General features: G+C 52.7%; 24 protein-coding genes, 2 tRNA genes and 1 pseudogene. 10 read left to right on the plus strand and 17 right to left on the minus strand.

What is annotated here, in order from left to right:
- Positions 1–15 precede the first annotated feature (15 nt).
- Positions 16–573 carry a 5-formyltetrahydrofolate cyclo-ligase gene (locus tag FDZ78_RS08955; protein WP_123400385.1) on the plus strand — a complete coding sequence of 186 codons (558 nt, stop codon included), beginning with the start codon at positions 16–18 and terminating at the stop codon, positions 571–573.
- Positions 574–844: 271 nt separating this feature from the next.
- On the opposite strand, the gene FDZ78_RS08960 is transcribed toward FDZ78_RS08955, so the two are convergent.
- Together FDZ78_RS08960 and FDZ78_RS08965 are read right to left on the minus strand one after the other, a co-directional pair.
- On the minus strand, positions 845–1,690 hold the full coding sequence (locus FDZ78_RS08960; RefSeq protein WP_123400383.1) for an ATPase: 846 nt from the start codon (positions 1,688–1,690) through the stop codon (positions 845–847).
- A 75-nt stretch (positions 1,691–1,765) separates the two neighbouring features.
- Positions 1,766–3,085: an exo-beta-N-acetylmuramidase NamZ domain-containing protein gene (locus tag FDZ78_RS08965; RefSeq protein WP_123400391.1), complete on the minus strand. Its 1,320-nt coding sequence runs from the start codon at positions 3,083–3,085 to the stop codon at positions 1,766–1,768.
- A gap of 209 nt (positions 3,086–3,294) precedes the next feature.
- Here FDZ78_RS08965 and FDZ78_RS08970 point away from each other — a divergent pair, with 209 nt between their 5' ends.
- The 5 genes from FDZ78_RS08970 to FDZ78_RS08995 all read left to right on the plus strand — a co-directional run bounded on the left by FDZ78_RS08970 (position 3,295) and on the right by FDZ78_RS08995 (position 8,675).
- Positions 3,295–4,323 (plus strand): sensor histidine kinase, encoded by a 1,029-nt coding sequence (locus tag FDZ78_RS08970; RefSeq protein WP_107031812.1) that lies wholly within the window; start codon positions 3,295–3,297, stop codon positions 4,321–4,323.
- Positions 4,320–5,024, plus strand: a complete 705-nt coding sequence (locus tag FDZ78_RS08975) for a LytTR family DNA-binding domain-containing protein (protein WP_123400381.1) — start codon at positions 4,320–4,322, stop codon at positions 5,022–5,024. The genes FDZ78_RS08970 and FDZ78_RS08975 overlap by 4 nt, the downstream gene beginning before the upstream one ends.
- A gap of 1,173 nt (positions 5,025–6,197) precedes the next feature.
- A complete protein-coding gene (locus FDZ78_RS08985; RefSeq protein ID WP_136408443.1) occupies positions 6,198–7,289 on the plus strand; it encodes a hypothetical protein in 1,092 nt (363 codons plus the stop codon).
- A gap of 55 nt (positions 7,290–7,344) precedes the next feature.
- Positions 7,345–7,764: a hypothetical protein gene (locus tag FDZ78_RS08990; RefSeq protein ID WP_136408444.1), complete on the plus strand. Its 420-nt coding sequence runs from the start codon at positions 7,345–7,347 to the stop codon at positions 7,762–7,764.
- Between the two features lie 8 nt (positions 7,765–7,772).
- Entirely contained in the window at positions 7,773–8,675 is a 903-nt protein-coding gene (locus tag FDZ78_RS08995; RefSeq protein WP_137426196.1) for a hypothetical protein, read from the plus strand.
- 525 nt (positions 8,676–9,200) lie between these two features.
- On the opposite strand, the gene FDZ78_RS09000 is transcribed toward FDZ78_RS08995, so the two are convergent.
- The 4 genes and pseudogenes from FDZ78_RS09000 to FDZ78_RS09015 form a co-directional block, all read right to left on the minus strand.
- Entirely contained in the window at positions 9,201–10,154 is a 954-nt protein-coding gene (locus FDZ78_RS09000) for a tRNA-dihydrouridine synthase family protein (protein ID WP_168182018.1), read from the minus strand.
- Positions 10,155–10,189: 35 nt separating this feature from the next.
- Positions 10,190–10,942, minus strand: a pseudogene (locus tag FDZ78_RS09005) (alpha/beta hydrolase); the annotation flags it as partial.
- A gap of 103 nt (positions 10,943–11,045) precedes the next feature.
- Positions 11,046–13,472 carry a glycoside hydrolase family 2 TIM barrel-domain containing protein gene (locus FDZ78_RS09010; protein WP_136408447.1) on the minus strand — a complete coding sequence of 809 codons (2,427 nt, stop codon included), beginning with the start codon at positions 13,470–13,472 and terminating at the stop codon, positions 11,046–11,048.
- A 151-nt stretch (positions 13,473–13,623) separates the two neighbouring features.
- On the minus strand, positions 13,624–13,932 hold the full coding sequence (locus tag FDZ78_RS09015) for a pyridoxamine 5'-phosphate oxidase family protein (RefSeq protein ID WP_168182021.1): 309 nt from the start codon (positions 13,930–13,932) through the stop codon (positions 13,624–13,626).
- A 345-nt stretch (positions 13,933–14,277) separates the two neighbouring features.
- On the opposite strand from FDZ78_RS09015, the gene FDZ78_RS14645 reads away from it, so the two are divergent.
- The 3 genes from FDZ78_RS14645 to FDZ78_RS09025 all read left to right on the plus strand — a co-directional run bounded on the left by FDZ78_RS14645 (position 14,278) and on the right by FDZ78_RS09025 (position 14,914).
- On the plus strand, positions 14,278–14,424 hold the full coding sequence (locus FDZ78_RS14645; RefSeq protein WP_160632170.1) for a hypothetical protein: 147 nt from the start codon (positions 14,278–14,280) through the stop codon (positions 14,422–14,424).
- Positions 14,384–14,665, plus strand: coding sequence for a DMT family transporter (locus FDZ78_RS09020; RefSeq protein WP_136408449.1), 282 nt, complete (start codon positions 14,384–14,386; stop codon positions 14,663–14,665). Before FDZ78_RS14645 ends, FDZ78_RS09020 begins: the two co-directional genes overlap by 41 nt.
- 175 nt (positions 14,666–14,840) lie before the next feature.
- Positions 14,841–14,914, plus strand: a tRNA-Met gene (locus FDZ78_RS09025).
- A 112-nt stretch (positions 14,915–15,026) separates the two neighbouring features.
- Here the strand turns inward: FDZ78_RS09025 and FDZ78_RS14965 are convergent.
- The 6 genes from FDZ78_RS14965 to FDZ78_RS09045 form a co-directional block, all read right to left on the minus strand.
- Positions 15,027–15,371: a transposase gene (locus FDZ78_RS14965; protein ID WP_370291899.1), complete on the minus strand. Its 345-nt coding sequence runs from the start codon at positions 15,369–15,371 to the stop codon at positions 15,027–15,029.
- 6 nt (positions 15,372–15,377) lie between these two features.
- Positions 15,378–15,683, minus strand: coding sequence for a transposase (locus FDZ78_RS14970; protein ID WP_124076737.1), 306 nt, complete (start codon positions 15,681–15,683; stop codon positions 15,378–15,380).
- Between the two features lie 3 nt (positions 15,684–15,686).
- Complete coding sequence (locus tag FDZ78_RS14845) at positions 15,687–15,881, minus strand: hypothetical protein (RefSeq protein ID WP_240740370.1); 195 nt, start codon at positions 15,879–15,881, stop codon at positions 15,687–15,689.
- 117 nt (positions 15,882–15,998) lie between these two features.
- Positions 15,999–17,222, minus strand: a complete 1,224-nt coding sequence (locus tag FDZ78_RS09035) for an IS4 family transposase (RefSeq protein ID WP_068960910.1) — start codon at positions 17,220–17,222, stop codon at positions 15,999–16,001.
- Between the two features lie 252 nt (positions 17,223–17,474).
- Positions 17,475–17,825: a transposase family protein gene (locus FDZ78_RS09040; protein ID WP_107032970.1), complete on the minus strand. Its 351-nt coding sequence runs from the start codon at positions 17,823–17,825 to the stop codon at positions 17,475–17,477.
- Positions 17,826–17,979: 154 nt separating this feature from the next.
- Positions 17,980–18,053 (minus strand) — tRNA-Asp (locus FDZ78_RS09045).
- Positions 18,054–18,363: 310 nt separating this feature from the next.
- Between FDZ78_RS09045 and FDZ78_RS09050 the strand changes: the two genes are divergently transcribed.
- On the plus strand, positions 18,364–19,593 hold the full coding sequence (locus FDZ78_RS09050; RefSeq protein ID WP_240740280.1) for an ISAs1 family transposase: 1,230 nt from the start codon (positions 18,364–18,366) through the stop codon (positions 19,591–19,593).
- A 175-nt stretch (positions 19,594–19,768) separates the two neighbouring features.
- Here FDZ78_RS09050 and FDZ78_RS09055 read toward each other — a convergent pair whose 3' ends face one another.
- From FDZ78_RS09055 to FDZ78_RS09075, 5 genes are all read right to left on the minus strand, one after another.
- Entirely contained in the window at positions 19,769–20,506 is a 738-nt protein-coding gene (locus FDZ78_RS09055; protein ID WP_124076006.1) for a DNA alkylation repair protein, read from the minus strand.
- A 169-nt stretch (positions 20,507–20,675) separates the two neighbouring features.
- Positions 20,676–21,578 (minus strand): PHB depolymerase family esterase, encoded by a 903-nt coding sequence (locus FDZ78_RS09060; protein ID WP_124076007.1) that lies wholly within the window; start codon positions 21,576–21,578, stop codon positions 20,676–20,678.
- A complete protein-coding gene (locus FDZ78_RS09065; protein WP_124076008.1) occupies positions 21,575–22,357 on the minus strand; it encodes a glycerophosphodiester phosphodiesterase family protein in 783 nt (260 codons plus the stop codon). The genes FDZ78_RS09060 and FDZ78_RS09065 overlap by 4 nt, the downstream gene beginning before the upstream one ends.
- Positions 22,358–22,365: 8 nt before the next feature.
- Complete coding sequence (locus FDZ78_RS09070) at positions 22,366–24,618, minus strand: glycoside hydrolase family 31 protein (RefSeq protein ID WP_240740371.1); 2,253 nt, start codon at positions 24,616–24,618, stop codon at positions 22,366–22,368.
- 18 nt (positions 24,619–24,636) lie between these two features.
- A complete protein-coding gene (locus tag FDZ78_RS09075; RefSeq protein ID WP_137426197.1) occupies positions 24,637–26,175 on the minus strand; it encodes a calcineurin-like phosphoesterase family protein in 1,539 nt (512 codons plus the stop codon).
- Positions 26,176–26,211 lie beyond the last annotated feature (36 nt).

A 26,211-nucleotide genomic window follows, 5' to 3' on the forward strand; every position in this document is an offset into this window, starting at 1 on the left:
GCTTCCACCGGGACTATGAAAAAAGATGACATAAGGCGCAATATAAAGGCCCGCAAGACTCTTCTGAGTGAGGAGGAAAAGCAGGCGGCGGCCGAACAGGTGTTCAGCCTGCTCGAACAGACTGCCGAATTCATGCTGTCAGACAGGATTCTGATGTATCATTCGCTTCCTGACGAATTGTCAACGCGGGCGTTTATCAGAAAGTGGTGCGGACGCAAGCATTTCTATCTTCCGCGAGTCAACGGAGTGAATCTTGAGATTCTTCCCTATGACGAATCGCGCCTGAGCCTCGGTTCGTTCCATATCGAGGAGCCTACGGGGACTGACACTTCTTCGGTCGATGAGATGGAGATGATCGTGGTCCCGGCTGTGGCCTATGACCGCAGCGGCAACCGTGTGGGCCGCGGCAAGGGTTATTACGACCGCCTTCTCGCCGGAAGCCGTGCCCGCAAAGTGGGTGTGGCCTATGATTTTCAGCTCGTTGATGAGATTGAAGCCGATCCGCATGACGTGCAGGTTGACGTGGTCATCACCCAGAACAATCACATTGTTATCAGGAAATACCGCCATTGATTTTCCCTCGGCGATGCCCCCCTTCCATCTGTCCGCCTCCAAGCCCTCCGGCCAAATGACCGAACGGTGAATGGGAGCGGGTGCTGTCGCGTGGATAAAGGGCTGGTAAGGTGTGTTTTATCTTATGGCCGTGTGGCGGGCATGTTTTGCAAACAAGGATGTTTGCAAGCCTCTTCGAGGTATTGGGGGTGGTTACACTGTCTTGGAATAGAGGATGTCACGGTCACGTGGCGGAAGTAAATCAGTGTCCTACGGACGCCTGCGGGTATTTTTATTGGCCGTGGAAGCTGATGAGGGCGTCCATCGGGGCTTGGGTGATGCGGCCTATTGTCAGTCCGCATTCTGCGGCTGCCCGGCGGAGCTGCGGGGCGAAGTGGTGGGCTATGGAGCCGATGAAGTGGACGGGTAGAGCGCGGGCGTTGTCGTAGTCGAGTATGTTCATGCTGAAAAAGCGGGTGAATTCATCTGTGACGAGTCTGCTGATCTCCGGGAGGTCAATATGCTCTTTCAGGAAGGGGGCGAATGAGGCGAGATAGGCGGCCGGGCGCTCTCCTCGGTAGACGTTGCGGATGACTTCGGCTTTGTCTGCTTCCGGGTAGCGGTCGGTGAACAGTGAGATGACGCTCTGTGGCAGGCGGCGTTTGAATATGCCGGTCAGGAGGGCTTTGCCGAGGGAGGCGCCGCTGCCTTCGTCGCCGAGTATGAAGCCCATAGGTGGTGTGTTGGCCGTGATACGGCGGCCGTCATAGAGGCAGGAGTTGGATCCGGTGCCGAGTATGCAGGCTATTCCGGGCTCGGAGCCGCAGAGGGCGCGGGCGGCGGCGAGCATGTCGCTGTCGACGTGGGCTGTCTCTGCTGCAAAGGTCGCTTTCAGCACCGATCCCACTTCATCGCAGCGTTCTCCGATGCATCCGGCACCGTAGAAATATATGGCGCTGCAGCCCGTGGCATCGCCAAGGAGCGCGGGGGCGTCTTCACGTATGATCTCCACGAGGCGGTCGGTGTGACACTGGGCGGCATTGAATCCGCGGGTGCAGAGGCGCAGGCGGCACAGGGAGTCTTTTCCCAGCAGCGCCCATTCTATTTTGGTGCTTCCGGCATCGGCTATGACTGTCATGATCGGTCTATCGGATATAATATGGAGCTACTTGGCGGCTGTTTTTAAACAACCACTTATATAGCTAAGGTGTGATTACTCGTAGAGACGGTAGATTTCGGTGCGGGCGGTGAAGGCTTCCACGTCTTTGTCCCAGTAGTCGGCCATGTCTTTGACCTTGTAATTTTCCTGGAAGAGTTCGCGGACTTTTGGCGATCCGCATACCATGTCAAACATCTTTATGCGGGCCGGTGTGGCTTTCGAGAATGCTTTTTGGCCGGGATACATGGCGGCGAGTTCCTGCATGATGTAGAACTGGATGAGGGTCAGAGGGGCAGCCGCGGCATCGCGGACATAGATTTCCACTCCGTGGAGATTCTCGCCTTTGAAGATGGCGTAGAAGGGCTTGTAGTGGATAGGGCGGAACTCAACGCCGGGTATCTTCAGAGCTGTCAGTCGGTCGGCGAGTTTCTGGGCGTTGATCCATGTAGTGCCGGCGAGTTTGAAGGGGAGGGTGTAGCCCACGCCGATCGATACGTAGTCAAGCTCACCCATGATGCCTGTGGCCGGATAGAGCAGGGCTGTTGTCGGGTCGGGGATATGCGGCGAGGGGAGCACCCAGGGCATTCCGGTGTCGGCGAAGGTCATGGAGCGGTGCCAGCCTTTCATGGGTATGACTGTCAGGTCGGCTTTCATGCCGCTTTTGAGCAGCCCCTCGCCGTTGAGGTAGCGGGCGAGTTCGCCGGGGGTGAGCCCGTAGATGTAGGGGATTGGATATTGGCTGACAAAGGAGAAATTGCCCTGTTCGGCGATGCTTCCTTCCACCTTGTTTCCGCCGAGCGGGTTCGGGCGGTCGAGCACCATGAATTTCTTCCCGTTTTGGGCTGCGGCTTCCATAGCGAGCCCCATAGTGGAGATGAAGGTGTAGCTGCGGGTGCCGATGTCCTGGATGTCATAGACGAGCACATCTACGTTCTGAAGCATCTCAGGGGTTGGCTTTTTGGTTTTACCGTGGAGCGAGTAGACGGGCACTCCGGTTTTCGGATCGGTGTCATTGGCCACGTTGGCTCCGGCCACATGGTCACCTCTGACGCCGTGTTCGGGGGCGAAGAGAGCAGTCAGCCTGACGTTGTGGGCTTCGGCAAGGATGTCGATTGTCGATTTGAGCGAATTGTCAACGCCTGTAGGGTTTGTGATGAGGCCCACTCGCATTCCGTCGAGTTCCTCGAAGCCGTTGCGGCGGAGCACCTCGATGCCTGGCAGCACCGCGGGGCTTTCCGGTTTGTGGCCGGTGACTGCCGGGGAGGTAGCAGCGGCTGTGTCTGAGTCCTGAGAGTCAGCAGTTGCGGAAGAATTGGTATTGCCGCAGCCTATGGCTGCTATGGCGAGCAGAAAAGTTGATAGAAGTCCGGTCATTTTCATAATTATATTATAACGCTTCCACCCGGCATACAGGTTCGGTAAAACCGTGGGAATTCATGCGTGAAGCCTGCAAAAATAAGAAGTTTGGAGGAGATATGCAATAAGAGGTGTTTTTAAACGACCTCTAAAAGGTTTTCCGGACACCCTTTAATTTTCTTTTCGGCCGGCTTTCAGAAGATGGCGAATAGTGTTAAATTTGTGACATGAAATTCTTAAAGAAAAAAGTAGACCGGATCATAGATCTGACTTTCTGTCTGGTATTCATGCCGTTGTTGATTGTGCTGAGCCCGGCTTATTACTGGCTCTCCGACTGGCCGGGGTTTACGTGGCTTCTGATTGCCTGTCTCTACGGCGACTATTTCGCGGTGCGTCTGCTCAACATTCCCAAGCTTTTTGTGGAACGAAAGTACTGGCTTATCGGTGTGATTCTTGTGGTGCTTGTGATAGGCAACTACATACTGACGCAGTACAGGCTTCCGGAGGTGACGTTCAACGCCGAGTCACTGACGGCTCTTTACAATCAGATACGCAACTACAGCAAGGCAATCGGAGTGTGGATGATGTTCTCGCTGGTGATGGGCTATGCGCTGTCCATGTCGTTTATCCAGGAACTTTACCGGCAGCTGATGATCAAGAAGGAGGTGGAGCTGCAGAGGAACACTGCCGAGCTTGCCGTCTATAAGGCCCAGATCAACCCGCATTTCCTTTTCAATACGCTCAACTCGCTCTACAGTATGCTCATCGGCACATCGGAACGCACAGAGACGGCTTTCGTGAAGTTTATCGAACTGGTCAAATATACCTATACCGGGGTAGACCGCGACACTGTGGCGCTGGGCGAGGAGATACGTTATATCCGTAACTATATCGACCTGCAGTCGTTGCGTCTCAACGGCCATACCAAAGTGAAATGGAGCTGCGATGTGGACGACGAGAGCGCGCGCATCCCTCCGATGATCATGATCACGTTTCTTGAAAATGTGTTCAAATACGGAACTTCGACCCACCGCGACTGCCTGATAGACATAAGCCTCACTCTTAAGGAGGGCTTGCTTGAATTCCACACTGAAAATGATATTCTCAAGCGCGTTGAGGAGTTCAGGACCGAGGCTCCGGTGGGTCTGGAGAACTGCCGTGTGCGGCTTGCCTGCCTTTTCCCGGATGCCTGCGAACTGAAGACCGTGGAGAAGGACGGAAAATTTATTGTTGATCTAAAAATCAGACTCTCATGACTAGTCAAAAGCTCAGATGTGTGGCTATCGACGATGAGCCACTGGCCCTGGATATCATCTCCAAATTCTGTGGACGTTTCGGCGGCATAGAGCTGTCGGCCTATTCCGATCCGGCCGAGGGGATCGAGGTCATTAAGAAGGGTGATTTCGATCTGGCGTTTCTCGATGTGGAGATGGAGGGTATCAACGGCCTGGAAATTGCCGCTGCGGTGCCTCCGGAGGCTTGTTTCATATTCACCACGGCCTATCTCGATTATGCTTTCGACGGGTTCAATCTCAACGCCGTAGACTATCTGCACAAGCCTTTTGCCTATGACCGGTTCAAACTTGCGGTGGAGAAGGCTATAAAGAAGCTTGACTATAACGAGCATGTGCAGGCCGACAAGTGTATAGTGGTCAAGCAGGAATACAATAATGTGTCTATTCCGCTGGCTGACATTGCCTATGTCGAGGCTATGGAGGGCTATTCGAAGATTTTCCGCACTGACGGTTCGTGTACGCTCTCGCGCGTGATACTCAAGACAATAGGAGCGATGCTTCCCCAGAAGAAGTTTCTGAGGATTCACCGCTCGTTTATAGTGGCTGTCGACAAGATCCGGAGTTTCAGCCGTCAGAGCGTCACTCTGGCCAGCGGGCAGACCATTCCGGTGGGGCGCCAGTACAGCGCTCTGCTTGCGGAGCGTCTGCAGAATCAGAAGTAGGATGCCTGATCGGATGGGGCGGGCCGGGCTGCCCCTCAGGTCAGAGGAGTCGGCTGTAGTCTTGGTCGGCTACGGGTTCAAGCCAGATGTTTGATGTGTCGCCGCCCGGAATCTCGAATGCGAGGTGGGCGAACCATGAGTCGGCGGCGGCGGTGTCGTCGGCCTAGACTTCTTTTGCGAGGCGGAATGCTGCCCAGACTTTTGGCCATCCGGCGTAGAAGGCTATGTGGCTGATGATTTTTGTGCAAAGTTAGGCTAATCGCGTCTTTTGTATGTTACCAATAGGCAGGACCTTTGTACCATTTTTGTAGATTCCGTCGGCGAGATGATAGGACGATGGTAAATCAGTGTCCTCCGGACACTTTTTGGGGGTGGGTGGTTTTTCCCGTGACACCTGCGCGCTGTGCGCTACGGTGTCACGGGCTACGAGTAAATCTGCGTCCTCCGGACGCGCATTGGTTGATCCGGGTTGATTGGGGGGTCGGGTGTCCGTAGGACACCGATTTAGTCGTAGCCCCCGACACCGTGCGCCAAGCGCAAAGGTGTCGGGGGTAGTGGATGTCAGGCAAGAATGTGGTGTCCGTAAGGACACCGGTTTACGGTTCCGGACGGGATATACGTGGGATGTTTGTGGGTTGTGCATGGGTTATGCGTTGGTTGTGCCGAGGCATTGCCGGGGCTTTTTGGTGCGTTTTTGGATGAAGTTATTGAAATTTCAGAAATTATAATTAATTTTGTGGCCGCAGACCGTATCGCAGAAGCCCGGTCAAGGGTGATGCGGGAGGGTCGGCGTAAAAGATGGCTTGCCATTCGGCTTGCTGAAAACAGCAGGGCTGACGGCTCTGCAATGACATACTGAAAAGCGTTTACTCGACGCTCTTTCTTGGCTTGTTGAAACTTCGCAACTTTCTTCATGGTATAGTCAGGAATGAGACAACAGTAGATGCCTTGTGGATATGTATATTCCACCGAAGCGGGCGCGAGAGTGCAGGCTGTCGGTGTTGTTACACATATTCTGCGTGAGGCTTCTGCGTTGTCCGTTCTACTATACCAGGCAATGCGAAGGCCTCAACAAGCGGAACGGGCAACAAGTACGGCTCTCACGCTTTTTTTTGTTTTATAAACCAATCCTGATAGATACCGGAGAGGGGAGCCTGTGGTGTAATGTTTGTTATGACACGACTCAAATCATTCGTGCAATTGCTGATGGTCTGCATTTTGGCAGTCACTACAGGTTGCAGTGGAGATGGACCGGAATCTGCAACTGACAATCTTGCCGGAAATTGGTATGGCACGCGCTGTTATGTAAACAATGGTGCCGTGAAATATCAGAACATAACTCTTCGCCTGAATTCCGACAAGACAGGTTCAATGGAGTATGAAGGACCGGATTCTTTTTCAGTGGCATATTTTACATGGTCGGCAAGCGGTGGACGTCTTGTGTGCAAAGGTGCGTATGCCAGTACTTCAGGCGATCTATCCGGTGACTATCAGATGGAATGCCGGATAGAAAGCGGCAGGCTGATGCCGACAGGCCAGTTTTCGACGTTCATTCTGACAAAAGATAATTCCGTTATGACCGATGGTGACGGAAATGAGATTGAAAGTCCTGAAACCCAGTTGTACACCCTTCAGAACACATGGGTGTCAACCGATGGGAAAACTGTCATTACGTTCTATCCTGGCGGGGTGTATGATGAATACGTGCTTGACGCGCCGGGGAGCAACTCATACTCTGAATTCAACACGGGGTCTTACTCGTTTGCTCCTCTCAACAAGACACTGACCATCAAGATGACGTTGTGGAATGTCGTGACTCTGAGTGATAAGAGTCTCGTTCTGCAGAGGGGGACTACAAAGATGGAGTTTCGCATGGGGACGCGTTCGGATATGCCGTCAGTTTCAAATCTGAAGTCTAATCTGACATCGGCTTTTGGCTGGACGGACAAAAACGGTAAATATACATTTCGGTTTTTGGCTGACGGAAGCGTGGTATATTTCGAAAATTCGTTCCGGAAATACGGCTCATGGGGTGACATTTCGTTGTGTGCAAGCGGAACTTTTTCTGTATCAGGATCGTACGTGACCTGCAATTTCACTTCTGTTGACTGGGAGTCAGGAACATCAGGAACAGCAAGCTATTTCCCGGATTGGAAATGCGGCAGTCCGGCTACAAAGGTTTACAAGATGGAGATAACGGCTTCTTCCAGCCTGATGGTCACCATGCCTAATTCCACCATTGTATATTTGTCTAAAATCCAATGAAAACGCTGAAGAATTTATCTTTTTTATATTAACCATTTTTTTTAACAAACAAATTATGAAATTTTCAATTAAAAATCAGTTCAAATTTGCAACACTTTTCGTTGTATTGGTATCATGTTTTGCTTTTGCTGCATGCAGTGACAACAAAGACAGTTCAGATGAACCGGGTATTTATGAAGGCAAAACATTTGTGGGCTCCTGGCAGGGATCGGATGGCGATGATACTTTTTTTGTCACACTTTCCGCTGACGGGACCTACACGGATTATCTTGTGGTAGGAGGGCAGAAGGAGTCTAAGGCAAGCGGAAAATATACCGTTACCGGTGATAAACTTTCAGTTCCGTCAAACAGTAACTTTGCGAATGCATGGGGCCAAAGTGTTATAACCATGACTTTCTCAGGCGAAAATAAAATGTCATGGACAAACAGTCTGATGAATAGCTGGGGTGTATCTTTAACCTTCAACCGTAAATAAACAGGATTATGCGAAATTTGCTATTGACTCTGCTTATAGCGACGACTTTTGCTCTGGTTTCATGCTCTGATTCAAAGAATGATGAGCCTGGCGTAGCCGGAGGCTCAGATGAAAAGTTTGTAGGTACCTGGCGTATTGAAACTGTTGATGACAACGGGCGGCCTGTTGTGACTATCGTTGATCTGAATTCAAACAACAGTGCTTCTGTAACGGCCTATACATGCAAAACCAATCCTTGTGTTATGGACTTCAGGGAAACGGATAACGGAACATGGGAATATTCTCCAGATCTTAACTGGTTTAAAATTAGCTATAAAAGCGTATTTGAGGTTGTGGCTTGGGGAATTCATGAAAACGTGACGTTTAATGGCAGCGATCAGTTTTCCGCGAGAAACGTCGGTATAGAAAAGACGTTTGTCTGGAAACGGTCCTCACCTATGGAGGCTAAACGATTCTCAGGACAGTATGGATATTGGAAGGTAAAAAGCTTTTCCGGTATTTTGAGGAGCAGGAGCTTTATAGGTGTTGATCCTGATACTGATGAAGATATATATGGAGAAGACTGGACCTCAAAGGCTGAGTATGGAACAGACCATCTAAATTACCAATATCTTTATCTGTCGCAGACTCCGGTTTCAAATGACAATAAATTTGATTCGTTTATGTCAAACTCCTATAATACAGTATATTTTAATCATGATGAACCGATTTCCGCTCTTTCGGGTGGAGATTTCGGATATGATAACCGATGGGAACCAGGAGCTTCATATGGAGGTTTTGAATGGTTCAAGATAAAATCATCTGATGCAAATGTATTGGTCGTTGATTATCAGAGTGGATGGTATTATAAAGATTTGCTTTATTCGAAAACGGAAGGCACGATCACATATGAACGTGTAACCGTCTATTAATAAAAGTATGAGACGTTATATTCGCATGTGTACAATGAAAGTGCACATGCGATAATTCCCGATTCTTAGGGATAACGGTTTAAAATCAGGGCTGATTCTTGCTTTGGCAGGATCAGTCCTGTTTTTTGTTTGTTATCCAGCCTCTCCGAGGCAGGGGCGGGGGTGGCGGGTGTCCGCAGGACACCGATTTAGTCGTAGCCCCCGACACCGTGCGCAAAGCGCAAAGGTGTCGGGGGTAGTGGATGTCAGGCAAGAATGTGGTGTCCGTCAGGACACCGGTTTACGGTTCCGGACGGGATGTGCACGTCAATTTGTATGCGTTATGATATGACGATGGTAAATCAGTGTCCTTCCGGACACTTTTTTGTGGTGGGTGTTTTTTCCCCGTGACACCTTTGCGCTGTGCGGTGCGGTGTCACGGGCTACGAGTAAATCTGCGTCCTCCGGACGCGCGTTGGTTGATTGGCGGGTCGGATGTGCGTGGGTTGTGTCGAGGCAATTCGGATGCGGGCGGATTGATTCAGGCTATGCCGGGGGGAGGTTTTGGCGGTAGAGGGGGAGGGTTGGGGATTTGAGGAGTTTTTTGATGGTTTTGCGGTCGAAGCTGTCTGCGAAGTAGTCCCAGAGGGGTTTGATTTTCGATAGAATCTGGGTGTCGCCGCTGAGGGTGCGGGTGTAGTGGTCGAGGATGGCTTCGTGGAGGCGGAGCAGGTGGCTGCGGATTTCGGCGAGAGTCCATTCGCTTCCGGAGTTCCATTCGGCTATGAGGGAGGGTCGGCGCAGGAGGCCGCGTCCGAGCATGATGCCTGAGAGCGTGGGGTAGAGCTGACGCAGGTGGTCGATCTGCTGCGGTGTGGTGATCTCGCCGTTGAAGATTATGGGGTGGGGGCAGGCGGCGGCGAGACTTTCGAAGCTGCGGAGATGGAGCTGTCCGCTGTATTGCTGCGAGGCTGTGCGCGGATGGACGGTTAGGTGGCTCAGGGGCATGAGGCTGATGGCCGGCATGAGGCTTTGCCATTCGTCAGGGTCGGTGATGCCGAGGCGCATTTTGACGGAGAATGTGATGTCAGGGAAGTCTGCGGTCATTATGCCGGCTATCTCCCGGAGCAGGTCGGGCTGCCTGAGGAGTCCGGCTCCGCGGCCTTTGCGGACCTGGGGGACGAAGGGGCAGCCGAGGTTGAGGTCCAGATGGCTGTGGCCGGCGCTGCGGACGGCTGATGTCAGGGTGCGGAATTCGGTGGCGTCGCGGAAGATGATCTGGGGGATGAGCCGGTGGTTGGCGTTGAGGGGCGAGGTGATGTCGCGCAGGTCGCGCGGACGGACGCTACCTTTCTCGATGCGCAGAAATGGTGAGAAGTAGGTCAGAGACTCCCCGCCGCCATAGATTTCGGCATGGAAATGGCGGAAGGGAGCCTCTGTGTAGCCCTGAAGCGGTGCGGCCATGAGACGGAAGCCGCCGGTTGGGGGTGTTGCAGGCATTGTGTGAGATCGGGGGGAGACTTGCTTGTGGATCAGAAGCTTTTGAGCCAGGCGCTGAGTTCGTCGAGCACCTGGTCGTGGTAGCTGAAGGAGTCGCGGAAGCCCCATCCGTGGCCGCCGGTGGGGTAGATGTGGATGGCGGCGGGGATGCCGTTGGCCCGGAGGGCGGTGTAGTAGTTGACGGAGTTGGCCGGGGGGACGGCACGGTCGTCGCTGCTGAGGATCAGGAAGGCGCGGGGTGTTTCGGCAGTGACTTGTTTTTCGTTTGAGTATTCTGTTTCAAGAGTTTCATCTGCGTCTTTACCGAGGAGATTGTCATGAGATCCGCGGTGGGTGTAGGCCTTGTCCATTGTGATGACGGGATAGAAGAGAATCTGGAAATCGGGGCGCGATTCGGCCGTGGCGTGGGTGGCTACGGTGGATGCGAGGTGGCCGCCGGCCGATGAGCCCATTATGCCGATCTGCGCGGGGTCGAGGTTCCAGACTCCGGCACTGTCGCGGAGGAGTTTTACTGCGTTGCAGGCGTCGCCGATGGGGAGGCTGCGGTCGCCTTTGGGCATTGTGTAGGCTACGACGGCGTAGGCTATGCCGCGTTCGTTGAAGAATGGTGCCCAGTCATGGCCTTCATGGTTGAGGGCGAGGTGGGAGTAGCCTCCTCCGGGGAGGGCCACTACGGCGCGGCCGGTGGCTTTGGCGGTGTCAGGGAGGTAGACACGCATGTTGGGGGAACTGATTTCGATGACGCGGTTTTCGGCGCTGACGGCTGAGGGGAGTGCGGTGCCGAGCATGATGGCTGAGGCGAGGCCGAGGATATGGGATGAAAGTTTCATGAGCGTGTTAGATATAAACGTGTTAGATATAAATAGGTGTGGGTTGATCTGTTGCCGGTTGTTATTTGCTTGTGAGGCGGATTTTGAGGTCTTTGTATTCAGGCGAGGATGCGGTGAGGGTTACCGGGCCGGGTGTGGCGGTGGAGCGGAGTATCACGGTGGCGGTGCCGTTGTGGAGGCTGCGGGTGTTGCCGGTTGAGAGTTCGTGGCTGCAGAGGTCGCCGTTGATCACTCCGACTATTTCGGCCGGGCCGTCAACGCTGAATGTCAGCGGGGCTGAGGCTTGCGGGTCGCGGTGCTTGTGACTGTCAATGGCTTCGATGCGTACGTGCTGGAGGTCCATGCCGTCGGCTTTCCATGAGGGGTTGTCGGCGGTGGCGGTGAGGCGGGAGGCGCGTCCGCTTGTCTCGATGCGGTGGATGGTTACGGGGCGGCCCTGCCCGTCGCGGTAGGCTATGGCTTCGAGATAGCCGTGGCTGTAGGGGATGTTTTCCCAGACAATGCGGTTGCGGGTTTTGGGGTCGGCTACGGCATTGCGCTTGCGGCCGAGGCTTTTGCCGTTGAGGCGCAGCTCGACTTCATCGGCGTTGGTGAAGGTGTAGAGCGTCAGGCTGCTTCCGGGGGTGCGGTTCCAGTGGTCGGACAGTTTCTGAGTGCCTACCTGGACGTCGTTCCACATGAGCTGCTCGTCACTGTCGATGACTCCGATGTGGACCACCGGTTCTTCCGGCTTGAAAATGCTTCGCAGGAACCAGGCTATGGGTTTTGGCTCGAGCGAGATGTCGAATATGCCCTGGGTCCAGCCCTTGGCGGGCCATCCGGCCGATTCACCGAGATAGTCGATCATGCCCCAGTAGGCCAGACCTACCACGCGGTCGAGGTCCATTTCGTAGAAATTCGGGCCCATGCCGGATGTGTTGGCCTCGCTCTGGTAGAAAATCATTCCTGGAAATCGGCGGCTGTCGCCGGGGAAATACATATATCTGTAATTATAAGAGGCGATGTCGGTGGCCAGGGCCAGAGGGGCGGGGAGGGAGTCGGTGTTGACGTCGCGGTAGCGGGGGTGCATGGCCACGGTCAGGGGTCGGGTGGTGTCGTAGCGCTTTAGAAGGGTTTTCTGCAGGCGGTATGGTGTGACGCCCCAGTCGGCAAAGGGGAGGTTCCAGAGCATCTGGAGCTCGTTGCCGAGACTCCACATGATTACCGAGGGGTGGTTGCGGTCACGTCTGACCCATTCGGGGAGGTCGACGGGCCACTGTTCCATCCATTCCTTGCGGCCTCCGGCGTTCTGGCGCGTCCATTTGTCATAAAGTTCGTCGACCACGAGGATGCCGTAGCGGTCGCAGAGGTCCATGAACTGTTTGCTGTAGGGGTTGTGGGAGCAGCGGATGTGGTTGAACCCGAAGTCCTTGAGCAGTCTGATGCGTTTCTCGATAGCTGCCGGGTAGGCTGCGGCTCCGAGGGCACCGAGCGTGTGGTGGTTGGCGATGCCTTTGAGGAGCAGTTTTTTGCCGTTGAGGCGGAAGCCGAAGTCGGGGGAGTATTCAATGCTGCGGATGCCGAAGGTCTCGGAGATGCGGTCGGCCACTTTCCCGTCAGGGGCGAAGAGGGTGAGGCTTAGGGTGTAGAGGTGAGGCGAGTCGCAGTCCCACAGACGCGGGGAGGCTATGCGCAGGCTGTCGACGCGGTATTCGTTGGTGCGCTGACGGCGGTTGAAGGGGAGGGTCAGGGTGCGTGAGCTGACTGTCTGTCCGTCGGCATCGGTGATCTCTGCGAGCACACGGATTTCCTTGTAGTCCTTGATGGCGTTGGTGAGTTCGGCGTCGATGACCACCGATGCACTGCTGTCGCTGACATCGGGGGTGGTGATGCGGAGGGGATGGCGTGTGAAATGTAGCCTGGGATCTGTGACTATCAGATTGACGTTGCGGTAGAGACCGCCGCCGGTGTACCAGCGGGAGTTTTCGGGTTTGCCGGTGTCGGCTCGCACGGCCACAATGTTGTCGCCGTCGAAGTCGATGAGCGGAGTGATGTCGGCTTCGAATCCGAGATAGCCGTAGTCAGTGCCGCCTACGCGCGATCCGTTGAAGTAGACATCGCCGGTGAGCATTATGCCTTCGAAGTCAAGCAGGACTCTGCGGCCTTTCCATGCGGGGTCGGCCTTGAAGGTCTTGCGATACCATCCGGCGCCCATTTCCTTGAAGGCGCGGGCGCTGAGGCGGCTGCGGGTGTTGGCGGCCGAGTTGGTCATGTCGGCTTTCTCGTCGGCCGCGGGCGCTACCCAGGGCTGTGAGATCTGGAAGTCGTGGGGAAGGCTGACGGGTGTCCACCGGCTGTCGTTGAAAGAGCGGTCGGGCGCTCCGCAGGTGTCACCGGCATGGAATTTCCAGCCGAAATTGAAGTTTTCGACCGTCCGGCCTGAGTCCGCGGCAAATACGGGGGTGGTCAGGGTGAATGCAAGGAGGGCCGAAAGAAGTTTATGTTTCATGGCAAGTTACTGAATGTGATGTTTGTGCAGCCTCATGTGGGGGCCTGGGGTTTCGAGAGCGTAAAGTTACACAAAAAATCACAAACTTACAGCCTCCGGCCATCGGCAATGGAGCCGCGTCCTGAGGAGAGGTGCCCTGCCGGAAGCCACCTCAATCTTTCTGCCGGGTCAGTTCGATTGCTTCCTTGCCGGTGGCTGAGTCAATGTCAATGCGGATTATGCAGACGGTCTTGATGAAGCGGTCTATTTCGGCCGAGGGGTCTATTCCGGGACTGTATTTTTCGGCAAGCAGGCGCAGGGCTGCGATGCGGTCATGGACCGATTCGACGATATGCGCCTGTCCGAAGACTATCACGCTGCGGAAATAGGTGGTGAATTCCTGGGGAATGACATTTTGGGCTAATTTTGCACCGTAGAAAATCAAGAAATCTAAATCAATGAATGCGGCAACTGTAAACACTGTGACCGACAGATCGCGTCTGGCCTATAATCTGCTTAGAGGGTGTTTCATAACAATAGTTAAAATCTGAGCGAAAGATTTGAGATGGATATGGCTTTGAATTGAAGGAGCATAGCGAGCTATGTGACTGAAATGAAGAGCCATAGCCGCTCAAAACTTTCGGAGGCGATTGTATTGTTTTTTTGTAAATAGTATATTCCATTTGTGAAAAATTTTGAGTTACCTGAGCCTTGGTGTCTCTTTTGCTAAATTGTTGAAACTCGTCAGTCGCATAGCTCGCTATGCTTCTTCCTCCCTTGCAACAATTTATCTAAAAGATACACCACTCAGATTTTAACTCTTGTTATGAAACACCCTCTTACCTTTCTTACGGTGACGATATGGGGTCTGACTTTCGTCTCCACCAAGGTGCTGATCACCCACGGGCTGACACCGACATGGATATTTGCCGATGAGTGTCTTCGGTCCGGCTCCGCAGATTCCGTCGGCTGATTCTCTGATGTCGGTGGCCATGAATCTTCTGTTTCTTGGAGTGCTGGCATCATTCCTGTGTTATATATTGTGGACCAGCGAGGTCAAGGTGCTTGGGCCTGAAAAGGCATCGAACTATATTTACTTCAATCCGCTGGTGACCATAATCGCGTCGTCGGTTATATTGGGCGAGCCTATAACGCTGTGGATGCTTGCCGGGGGACTGGCGATCGTTGGCGGTGTGTATCTTACTGCCAGATAGGTGATTTGCGGCTGCCGTAGAGCGTCTTCAGGCGGCAATGAAAGGTGTGGTTGAGAGTGTCCGAAACAGTAAAAATCTGATATTTTGTTAAAAATAGAGCAAAAAAGTTTTGTCATATCAAAAAAACTTTCTACCTTTGTACCCGCAAAAGCGTTGCAACACTATATAAAATCATGGCGAGATAGCTCAGTTGGTTAGAGCGTCGGATTCATAACCCGGAGGTCCCGAGTTCAATTCTCGGTCTCGCTACAGAAAATCGGTCGGAACATCAAGTGATGTTCCGACCGATTTTTGGTTCTGCCGCATGGAGGCCGGAATGTTTTTGGGGTTAGCGGATTTTTCCGGTGGGCGGAAGGGGATGTCAAGAGTATAGTGTGGCCAGTCTGAACATAAAGAACTTTATGTCGCCGACACCCCGGGACTGTGTCCTGAACGCCTTGATTTTTGCATTGAAGGATTCTGCCGAGGCATTTGTGAGCCTTCGCTCGAAATAGTTGATTATTGTGGTGTTGTGGTTCTCGAAAGTCTCCAGGACTTTGTTGAATTCATTGTTCCCGAAGGCCTCCACTTCGTTGTACCATCTGGCGAGATTCAGTCTGGCAACTCCGGCAGAAGTCTTTTCGTTGAATATGTCCACAAGCTTTAGAAACAGTCCGTATGCCTTTTCCAGATCGGGGAATATCCTGAACAATATTCCGGCGCGTATCTTCTGCTACCCGTTCCATTTTGATTTGTGCTTGAGTATGATATGCCGGCTGCGTGCCATTATCTGAGGCATGGTCTCGCCATTCTCCATCCTTTCGGGTTGCCACTGTCCGATCAGTTCGCGTTCTTCTTTTGGGGCTGCATTCTTTCGCCTCCGGCGATGCTCTCTGATTGCCTTGTTCTCGGCATCGAGTACCTCCCAGCGGTGTCGTATCCTCAGCTGGTCAACGGCTTCGGAAATGAGCTGCTGGACATGAAACCGGTCATTGACAAGCGATGCGCCGGGAAACACGTTTCTGACAGTCAGCATCATGGCTCAAGAAAGGTCTGTCGTAACCGTTTTTACCTTAAGGCGCTGCCTCAAAGGAACTTTCCGCAGTATTGCCGACACTGTGTCACTTGACACACCACGGACCATCGCCGCAAGAGCCCCTTTGCCTCCATGCGCGGCCTTGTTGGTCAGTATGGTATAGACATCGCCATTGCTCAGGCAGGTCTCGTCAAGACTCATGTCCGCGCCGAAATTTTCAGGATACAATATTATTACTGTCCGCTAAACCATAAAAAGGCGAGTCCAACTTCCTGAACGGCAGAAGTTGGGCTTACTTTTTGTATTTGACAAGCCCCCTCAGCAGTTTTCAGGAACTTCGGGAGGCGATTCCGATGCTTCGGCGAGCATGATTTTCAGGTCTGCATCGGGCTGATTGAGGAACTTTTCGAGATTCAGGTAATACATCAGCACAATTCTGACGATTGTAGCAAGCCCTGAGAAGCTCCAACGTCTTTCGAGTTTGCTTTGAAGTACTGACAGCAGCAGATTTGCGATGAGTGTAACCCATATCTGGATTTTGATGGCGTTGGCGCTCTCGCCATAGAAGTATCTCAAGGGGAAGTTCTGTTTGATCTGCTTGAAAAGAGACTCTATCTGCCATCGGCGGCGGTATATCGCCACGATTGTCTCTGGCGGCATGTCGAAGTCGTTGGTCAGAAGCGATATGAGTTTTGGCTTCCCGTTCTTCTTGATGTCAACGTATGTAATTATTCTGGCGATGTGGTTTATACCGTCTTTACGGAACACCACGACCTGTTCACGGTATTCCATCAGTCCCTGCGGATTCTGATGCATACAGTCTACAAGTACCTCATAACTGAGGTTTTTCTTCATTTTGGTGACATATACAACGCCACGGTCCGTCAGTTCCTCAAATTTGGCATAATTGATATAGGCGCGGTCAAGAGCGACTATCTCGTTGTGGCTGTAATGGCTCGGAGCAAGCATGAAAGAGTCATTGGTGGCCGCCGAAGTGAACTGCACATCGCAGGGAACCCCCTCGTTGGCGTGTATGACAGAGTGTACCTTTATGCCGCCTTTCTTCTTTCCCGTCTTGGGGTGTCGACCAACGCCCTTGAAAATAGCGTTGGAGAACAATGTGATTGTAGTGGAATCGATAATCCTAAGCTGCTTTATCCACTCTTCCGTGCCGTTGCGTCTGCTGTCCGATGAAAGAATGTCTTTGTTGGCTGCATACAGGTCGCGATAGACATCCTCAAAGAACTTCTCTGACCGTCGGGCATTTGCATCCGACAGGGTGCTGCGCTTTGGTACAGTATCAATTCCGACATGGTGCAGTTTGCGAACCTCCGCTGTCATAGATGTCTCTATCTCACGCAATGAGTCGAAGCGCTGGATCACGGCATAGAGCATCGTAAGCAGATGCGTATAGCCGTCAAAGCTCTTTACATACTTCTCTCCGCCGTGTTTTCGGCTGAATTCAACAATTTTTTCACGATTGAGTGATTTTATCAGCTGTCCATATATCGGCTGTCCGAAGAAATTACTACTTTTACTCATGGTTATTCATGGATTGTTTGGCGACACCAAAATAACCATTTAGGGCTGACTCCTGCAATAGGTGTCAGCCCTAATTTTTCAATCGCTCAAAAAAAGTTTAGCGGACAGTAATAATACAATATGTATTCATCGGCATGGTCAAGCTGGTCCCATGACCGATAGTCGCTGATCACTTCCTTGTATTGCTTGGGCAGTGTCTGTCCGTTCAGACCGTTGCGTTCGGCAAGAGTGGAGATGCTGACGGGAGTGCTCTCAATCTCCCTCTTTTAAAAAAGCGACGAACTCGGCGTTAAGCCTTGTGCCGTCGAATTCGGATACATCCCATTCATAGCTGAATATCTCGCCGGTGGATTTGTCAAGCCACTTGCGCTTCCGCACATGCAGGTATGTGGCACGCCCCCTTATGGGATAATCCTGTATGGTTCGGTAATCACCAAAACCGTAGCAGATTATGTTTTTATTGTACTTGTCTTCGCTAAGTTGTTCATTCTTCTCATCAAGCCAAATGTCGAAACGGCTCTCGCTTTTTTCAAAGCGGTCAATGTCGAAGTTGTCTATCAGGACTTCGGGGAGGATGGATCTGAGTAGTTGGTCTGGTTTCATTTTGCAAAGATAACACTATACTCCGACATCCCCCTTCCGCCCACCGGAAAAATCCGCTGACCCGGATTGGCGCTGATTTTTTGCGGTAGCTACAAAAAAAGAATGAGTAATGATGGCCGAAGCCAAACAATTACTCATTCTCCTCTCTCCTCAGCGGTATGGACGGGACTCGAACCCGCGACCCCCTGCGTGACAGGCAGGTATTCTAACCAGCTGAACTACCACACCAAGTTGAGTCTTGCTTTACGGAGGCTTTCGTTTCGCTCAACATTGTCGTTATTTCCGTTTTGCGAGTGCAAAGTTAAGCGCATTTTTAATTCTGTGCAAATATTTTTGAAAAAAAATGATGAAAAATACACGGCTCTTTCATTTAAGATTTCGTCTCATTCTCGACAAATGTGTTATTTTATAGCGAGAGCAGTACGGGTGGAGAGGCTTTAACCTCTGATTTTCAAGAAAATAAGTGCAATGAAAATTTGGCCAAGTGGCAGATTTTTAGTAACTTTATAGGTGATAATCAAAGAGTTACGCCAAAAAAATGAAGCCACTTGACCAAGTCTGTTCGACTGACGCCTATGCGCCTGATCATACCGCAAAAGTACACAATAAATTTGACACAAGGCGCAGTATCATGGAAGAACTTCGAGCGTTTGCCTCATCCGTGCCGGATTTCCGTAGATTGGACAAAGGCAATTTCCGTCACAGCCTCAACGATATCATCATGCTGATGATACTCGGACGTATGGCCGGATGCATCGGACGAGCCGAGATATTGGAGTTCGGCAGATACAACCTCAACAAATTACACAAAATGGGCCTGTTAAGGAACGGCGTACCATCTGAGGCCACGCTTTGCCGTGTGGAGAACGGCATCAACGATATGGATATGGCCGACAGGATGCAGCAGTTCGCAGACATATTCCTTGAAAGACTTACTTGCGCCAGCCGCATCATTGAAATAATCTGCATTGACGGCAAAGCCGAGCGCGGCACCGTTCAGGAAAACGGGCGAAGCCCGGATATCGTCTCTGCCTATTCGTTCAGCACCGGCATAACAATCGCCACCGAAGCCTGTCAGGAAAAGAGCAACGAGATAAAGGCCATACCGATACTTCTTGATAAAATAGATGTCGCAGGAAAGATTGTCACAGCCGACGCAATGTCTATGCAGAAGGATATTGTCGAGAAAATCAGAAAGAAAGGCGGAGACTTTCTGATAGAACTCAAAGCCAACCAGCCGTCATTGCGATACGGCATTGAGGACAGGCTAGTGGAACACACACCGGTATATTCTTACACCGAAGGTCCCGAACTGGCCCACGGCAGGATAGAGACGAGAACCTACCGCGTATATGACGGACTGGACATTATCGCAGACAAGAAGAAATGGGGCGGAAACATGACCATCATAGAGTATGAATCGTCCACAGTCAAAAAGTCAACAGGAGTACACACCTCAGAAAAACGCCTGTACGTCAGCAGTATGCCTACGCATACTCCGAAGCCAGGAATCTTCGTGCGCAACCATTGGTCAATAGAAAGTATGCACTGGGGGCTGGACTACAATCTTCAGCAGGACAATATAAAACGCAAGTCGACGAGAGCCGCCAGAAACCTCGATACCATACAAAGAATAGTTTACTCGGTGTTCTCAATATGGAAAGGACTTCGCAAGAAACAATCAGATAAGAATAAAGGCATAGCCGAACTGATCAGACATATCTCGATGAGCTTTACCAGACTGATTCGATTTTTAAGTCAAAAGTGAAAAAAATAAGATTTTGATACCAGAATAACTCTTTGATATACAGACATGGAAAAATTACCCGATTCTCAATGAACCGGGTAAGGGAAGATATGCTATTTATTTTAGGTTAAATGAAAGAGCCGTGTGAAAAATAGTGGTTGAGTGATTTTTGTTCTGATATGGATCTAAAATTCGTTTATTTGACGGTGCTTTTTAGGTCGAGATAGTGCTTTCGAAGTGGTGCGGGAAGTTTTTCTATGGCATAGCGCAGCATTGTCCGTGGCATGACGGCGGCATGGCGGTCCAGGAATTGGAGGAGCAATGGTTCGTTTCCGCGTTTGCCCATTTCGCGAAGCATCCATCCGGTTGCCTTGTGGATCAGGTCGTGGGTGTGGGTGAGATAGCGCGTGGCGATCGAGACGGTGGGCAGGGTTATGCCGTTTTTGAGCAGTGTAAATGTGGATACTATGGCTATGCGCTGTTCCCATAGGTTTTCGGAGTGGCTGAGGGTTTCGAGCAGGTCTGTCTGGCCGCTTTGGCAGACGTATTCACCTAGAATTTTTGGGGCCGAGAGGTCGACGAGATCCCAGTTGTTGATTCCGGAGGTGTGTGAGAGATAGAAGTCGATTATCTCACGGCGTGCCGACGGGTCTTTGCGGTTTCGGCGATAGCGCTCAACGAGAACAAGGAGTGCCGACAGACGGTGGTCATGGATGGGGGAGGAGAGCATGGCTTCAACGGCTTCCAGCGGGGCGTCAGACATGAGGCGTGATACTTTCCGGATTGCCGGGACGGTGTTGCCCAGAAAGATGTCACCTTCGCCGTATTGACCGGGGCCGGTTTTGAAGAAGCGTTGCAGGATTTCGCGTTTGCCGGGTGTGATGTCAGAGGCGAGGGCTTCTTTCCAGGTGTCGATAAATTCGGTGATATTCATGGGGATGGGGATAATCAGTTTGTGTTAGCGTCATGCAAAAGTACAAAAGTAGCTCATGAAAATCAAGCTTTTGTTGGAAGAGCCTGATTTTCCGAGCCACTTTCAGAAATTGTTTTTATGAGAGATTATGAGCTGTTCGGTATATATGTATGCTGTGCCCGGAGCAGATTCATCGGCCATCTGGTTTCGGTGGCCCGGTCAGACGGCTGCTGAAGAAGTTCCAGATGATTTCGGCAGTCGGCAAGTCTTTGTCGGCCCAGGAGTGTTTCCCTCCATGAATTTCATAGAGCACCACCTCGCGGCCAGACGGAGCTCCGGAGTGGACAGTGCGGGTGATCAGTCGCTGCGGGTCGCGCATGGAGCAGAGAGAGTCGGTGGTGACTTTCCGGCAGCCGTTATTGCCGGCGATCATGCCGATTGCGTCCGGTACCGCTATGTAGTAGCCCCAGCCTCCGTCATTGGTCAGGTCACCTTCCCAGCGCGAGGTGCGGTCGGCGTTTCCGTGGATCTCAAGGAAATGGACGGGGAGCGACAGTCTGTGGTTCTTGCACAGCCATTCAAAGGCGAGACCGGCTACTGAGGCATAGGCTTTGAAAAGCTCCGGAGCTGTGAAGGCAAGCTGATAGCAGAGGTCGCCGCCGTTTGACATGCCGGCCATGAACACATTGTCGCGGCTGAGCCGGAAGCGAGAGGTGACTTCGTTTATCAGACAGCGGAAAAAGTCGGCTTCGTCCACGCTCATTGACTCCTGCGGCGGATAGCCGACTTTCCAGCCGTCTTTTCCGCGGGAATCCGGAGAGCCGTCCGGGTAGCATACGGCAAATCCGTGGCGTTCGGCTGTGGCGTTCAGATCGTTAAGCCAGCGTCTGGCCGATCCATAGCCGTGGGTGTAGACCACGAGCGGAGCATCCGGGCGCAGGTCTTCAGGAAGATAAATGCTGTAGGTGCGCACGGTGTCGGCATAGGCAAACTCATGCTTTTCCGGCCTGCCGTCACTTGCCGCCGCTGTCGCTGCAAGCCACAGAAGGACGGCGGAAGAGATCAGGCGTGGGAGCAGGCGCATTTTCATCATTTTTGTTTTTTCGCGCGTGATTTCAGCAACGACTGCAGGCGTTCGGGCTCATTGGTGGTAATGAAATCAACACTGTGGTCGATACACCATTTCATGTCGGCTTCGGAGTTTACAGTCCAGACATTGACAAGGAGTCCGAGGTCGTGGCATTCCTTGATCCATTCCGGATGCTTTCTGATGACTTTCATGGCATAGTCGATGCCGGTGCCGCCCATCTGTTTGATCTGGGCGGGCACATAGTCACCGTCGAGATAGTAGACTCCTGTGCCTTTCGGTGCATATCTGATGAAATTTTTGAAGCCGTCGCTTGAGAAGGTTATGTAGTCGACCTTGTCCTGAAGTCCGTATTTTTTTACCAGAGCCAGGATTGCTTTGACGGCAGCTTTTTCGTGTGAGCGGCTGTCGTGGCGCTTCATCTCGCAGACTATGCGTGATGGCAGGTGTGATGCTGTGGCGAGATAGGCTTCGAGAGTCGGGACTTGCTCTCCGTTGGAGAGTTTTTCGGCGAGCACACGTGAAGCCGGCGATGATTCTATGTGAACTCCGTTGATATCCGGATCATGGTTGACCACAAGAACGCTGTCTGCCGTCATCCATACATCGAATTCCGAGGCATAGCAGTTGATTGAGTCGGCTTTGACTATCGAGCGGATTGAATTCTGGGCCGAGCCTTCGGCTTTCCAGTAGCCGCGGTGTGCGATTACTTTCGGAGTGTCAGCCGCCATGCTGCCGGCCGCCACAAGAAGAGCGGCGGCGGCAAGCAGACGTGAGATTTTCATTTTGTACATTATATATTATACTCAATGGTTACGGGTTTGTTTACAGGAGTGGAGGCAACTCTGACCACCGGGCATCCGGCGGCTTCGTCATATTCAACCTTGGCTTTTTTGCCGTTGACCGTCACCTTGGCACCGTCTTTCAGTCCTGGAAGCTGCAGCCTGTAGGAGCGGCGCATGGTCTGGCCGGGATATGAACCTTCGGCGGGTGCCACTGTCACGCAGGCGCGGTTGCCTTTCTGGGTGTAGCGGAGCGCGGTTGTGGAATAGATGCCCTTCTGATAGTCAAGCGATATGCCGTCATCCTCATAGAGGCTGAACACGTTGTCGGCATCTTTGGCCGCGGGGTAGACGCGCATGACGAGCGTTTCGAGCGCGGCTGTGGCCGGACGCGGAGTGTAGGGCTGCATGGGGAGTATCCATCCGCCTCTCACATAGAGCGGGAATTCCTCAAGAGGCTTTTCGATCTGTGCGGTCTGGCCTCCGTCTTTGCGTTCGTGGGTGAAATAGTCATACCAGACTTCGCCTTTGGGGAACCAGACTTTCTGCGCGGCAGTCTTGTCTGCACCGCTGCCGGGTGTCGAGATAGGAGCAGCAAGCAGGATGTCGCCGAAAGTGAACTGCTGGGGCTGGCTGAACGATTCCTTCTGGTCGCCATAGTCGATGAACATCGAGCGGTTGAGCGGCACCATAGTGTTGTGGGTCTGCCAGACGCTCGAATAGATGTAGGGCATCATTTCGGAACGCATGTGGTACATCTTTCTCATAGCTTTTGTCTCGCGGTCGCCACTGATCCAGGGGCGTCGGTCGAGGCGCTTGTCTTTGGTGGAATGGACACGCAGGGCAGCCGACAGAGCGCCGAACTGAGTCCATCTGACAGTCAGTTCCGGGTTCGGGTCACCGCGGAAACCGCCTATGTCATGTGCCCAGTAGTAGCATCCGCCCTGACCGCTGCAAGCAGTGAGTTTAACCTCGAAGGCGAGAAGCTCCCAGTTGGCCTGGGCATCGCCGGAGAACTGGATGGGGTGACGGTGGTCGCCCCATCCGGCCCATCGGCTGTAACCGGCACCACGTTTGCCGTTGCGCTGCGAATCGCGGTAGTAAAGTTCGTTGATCCAGGCGAGGGTTGTGGAGTGATGGCCGCGCACATGCGGGTAGAGATAGTTCTGCTGCCAGTCAAGCCACCAGAAGTCCACGCCCATGTCTTCGCTCGGGCGGTGGGCATAGTCAAAGAATTTGGCCATATAGTTGCTGTCGGCAGTGTTGAACAGAGGCACGGTTCCGTCAGTGACACCGAGAGCCTTGATGAATGCCGGATAGTGTTCCTCGTGGGGGCGCATGCCGTCATGCGGATGGTCGTTGAGCGAGACTGTCACGCCACGGGCATGGCAGGAGTCGATCAGAGCTTTCGGATCGGGAATGAGTTCGCGGTTCCAGGTGTAGCCGTTCCAGTTTAGATGTCCGTTGTGGCCTGTGCCGACGGTTGCGTCGTTGGTGTGCCATCCCATGTCAAACACAATGTTGTCAAGCGGGAAGTCATTTTTGTCATAGCCGCGGATGATGTCGAGGAATTCATCGGAGGTATAGTCCCAGTAGCGGCAATACCAGACACCGTGTATGTATTTGCGGGTCATCGGCACCTTGCCGCTGATAGCGCCAAGGCTTGAGAGGGCGGCCTTGTAATCGTTGCCGTAGACGAAGCAATACTGATCCTGGATGTGCGATTCGGTGTCGCGCGGGCTGATCCATCCGTTGACGAGCAGGTCGGTGCGTTCGTCGTCGATCATATACCATCCGTCCTTGCTCAGGATTCCGTCATTCATCGGAATTTCCTTGGTGACACGGTCAAGAGTCTCCACCGGACCTCCGAGATTGTTTTTGGGGAGGAAGCGATTGGTGAATTTCTTCTCTTTGCCGTCAAGAGTGTAAAACACGTGGAGATTCGAAGTCGAGAAGGGGAAACCGTCATGCTTATACCAGATTCTCAGAGCCGGAGTGGTGATCTCGTAGCAGTTGTCGCCGAGTTCGCGGACAGAGATGTCAGAAGGCGAGAGCATGCTGCTGCGGTCATAGGCAAAGAGGGTGGGAGCGTCAATGAAGCGGGCGTCGGTGGCATATTCCAGGCGCAGGAGCGTCGGGGTGATGATCGAGAGGCGGTTATTGCCGAACACAAGCGGATTGCTTGCGGCAGTGTCGGCAAAGGCCATTAGCCCTGATGAAATCATCAAGGCTAATGAAAGGAATTTTTTTATGGCTTTTCGCATTGTTGGCTGAGGTCAGGGTTAGTTGTTGGTTATGGTCTCGGTGTAGACGTTGCCGAAGCTGTCAGTGGCGCGGAAGCTCACGCTCTGCCAGCCTGGCTGCGGAGTGTAGAGGAACATGTGGTCGTTATTGTTTTCAGGAGCTGATCCGCCGTGGTTTGCGGGGATGACTCCGTCAACAAGACATTTGCGCACATCGGGGTCCCAGCATTTTCCGCCGTTCTGCGAGGGAATTAGTCGGGCGCTCGCCGGCAGAACTGTCCAGGATCCTGCGTCTTCCTTGACTTCGACAGTCCAGTCTTCATGCCAGCAGAAGATGTTGGCAAGGATCTTGTCATAGGGATCTCCTGCATTCTTAGAGGGATTCCATAACACGGCGTCTTCCGGGCGGTAAAGCTTCATCTGGTAGTCGCGGTCACAGCCGTCGCCGATGAAGTATTTGTTGACCAGGGTATTGCCTTTGAAGTCAAGAGCGCCGTAGCCACGTGGCGAGCCATCGTTGCAAAGCGGATACCAGTAGGCTCCCATCACGGCTGCGAAAGTCGTCTCGGTGATGTTTGAGGCTATGGTAGTGGTGTAGTGGTTGTGGCTGTGGCCGGAGAGGATCTGCACTTCCCTGAAGTCCTTGACCAGATCATAGAGAGCCTGGTTGTTGGTGACATGGGTAGAGCTGTTTCGGCGCTTGGTGGGTATGTGGAGGCCGATGATGACGGCTTTGTCCGGATCAACATAGCTGAGATCCTTTTCAAGCCATTCGAGCTGGGCCTCGGTGATGGTGCCCGTGTAGTCGTTACGGCCGTTGACACCACGGTAGAAAACGTCGTCGAGCACTACGAGGTGGCAGTCTCCGATATTAACGGAGTAGTATGTCGGGCCAAGGGCATCGCGGAAATCCTTGTCACTTTCGGTGTCGTTTTTGATTCCTTCGTTGTGATCATGGTTACCTATCACAGAGAAAACCGGCACGGGGATGTTGCGCATCTCTTTCGCATAGGTGTCGAAGTATTCGGGCTTGTTCCAGACTATGTCGCCGAGCGAGATGCCATAGACGTTTGACGGCAGGCTGGAGGCGAATTCGGCCATTCTGGGAATCATTCCCACGAAATCAGTGATGTCTTTTTCGTTGCCGATCTGCGGGTCGGCCATAGTGAAGAGGGTCCATTCTGTTTTCTTTGGGATTGACACCAGACGGAAATCGCGCTGGATGATCGCGGCGTCGGAATAGTCGAGGGTCTTGTAGAACTTCGGGTCGCCGAGCAGGGTGGGGAGCTCGCAGTCGGCAGGCACGGAAATGAACACGTGCTGGCGGCCGGTGGTGTACATCTGGTATTCGCCGTTGGCGTCGGTTGTCATCACATTGATGCCGTCGCTGACAACCACACCCTGGCGGGGCTGTCCGTCAACCGTCACACGGCCCACGAGGTTTTTGCCGAACTGAGTTTTGATGGTAAGGGGATCCGAATCGGCTCCTGGGCGGCGTTCGGCGACAACATCATCGGAGCATGATGCGAGGAGGCTGACTGCCACCATCGCCGAGGCCATATATCTGAAAAGTTTCATAGAGATTGGAAATTAGCAGGTGTTTTTTCTGAAAGA

It is taken from the genome of Duncaniella sp. B8 (assembly GCF_005304985.1).
Taxonomy (GTDB): domain Bacteria; phylum Bacteroidota; class Bacteroidia; order Bacteroidales; family Muribaculaceae; genus Duncaniella; species Duncaniella muris.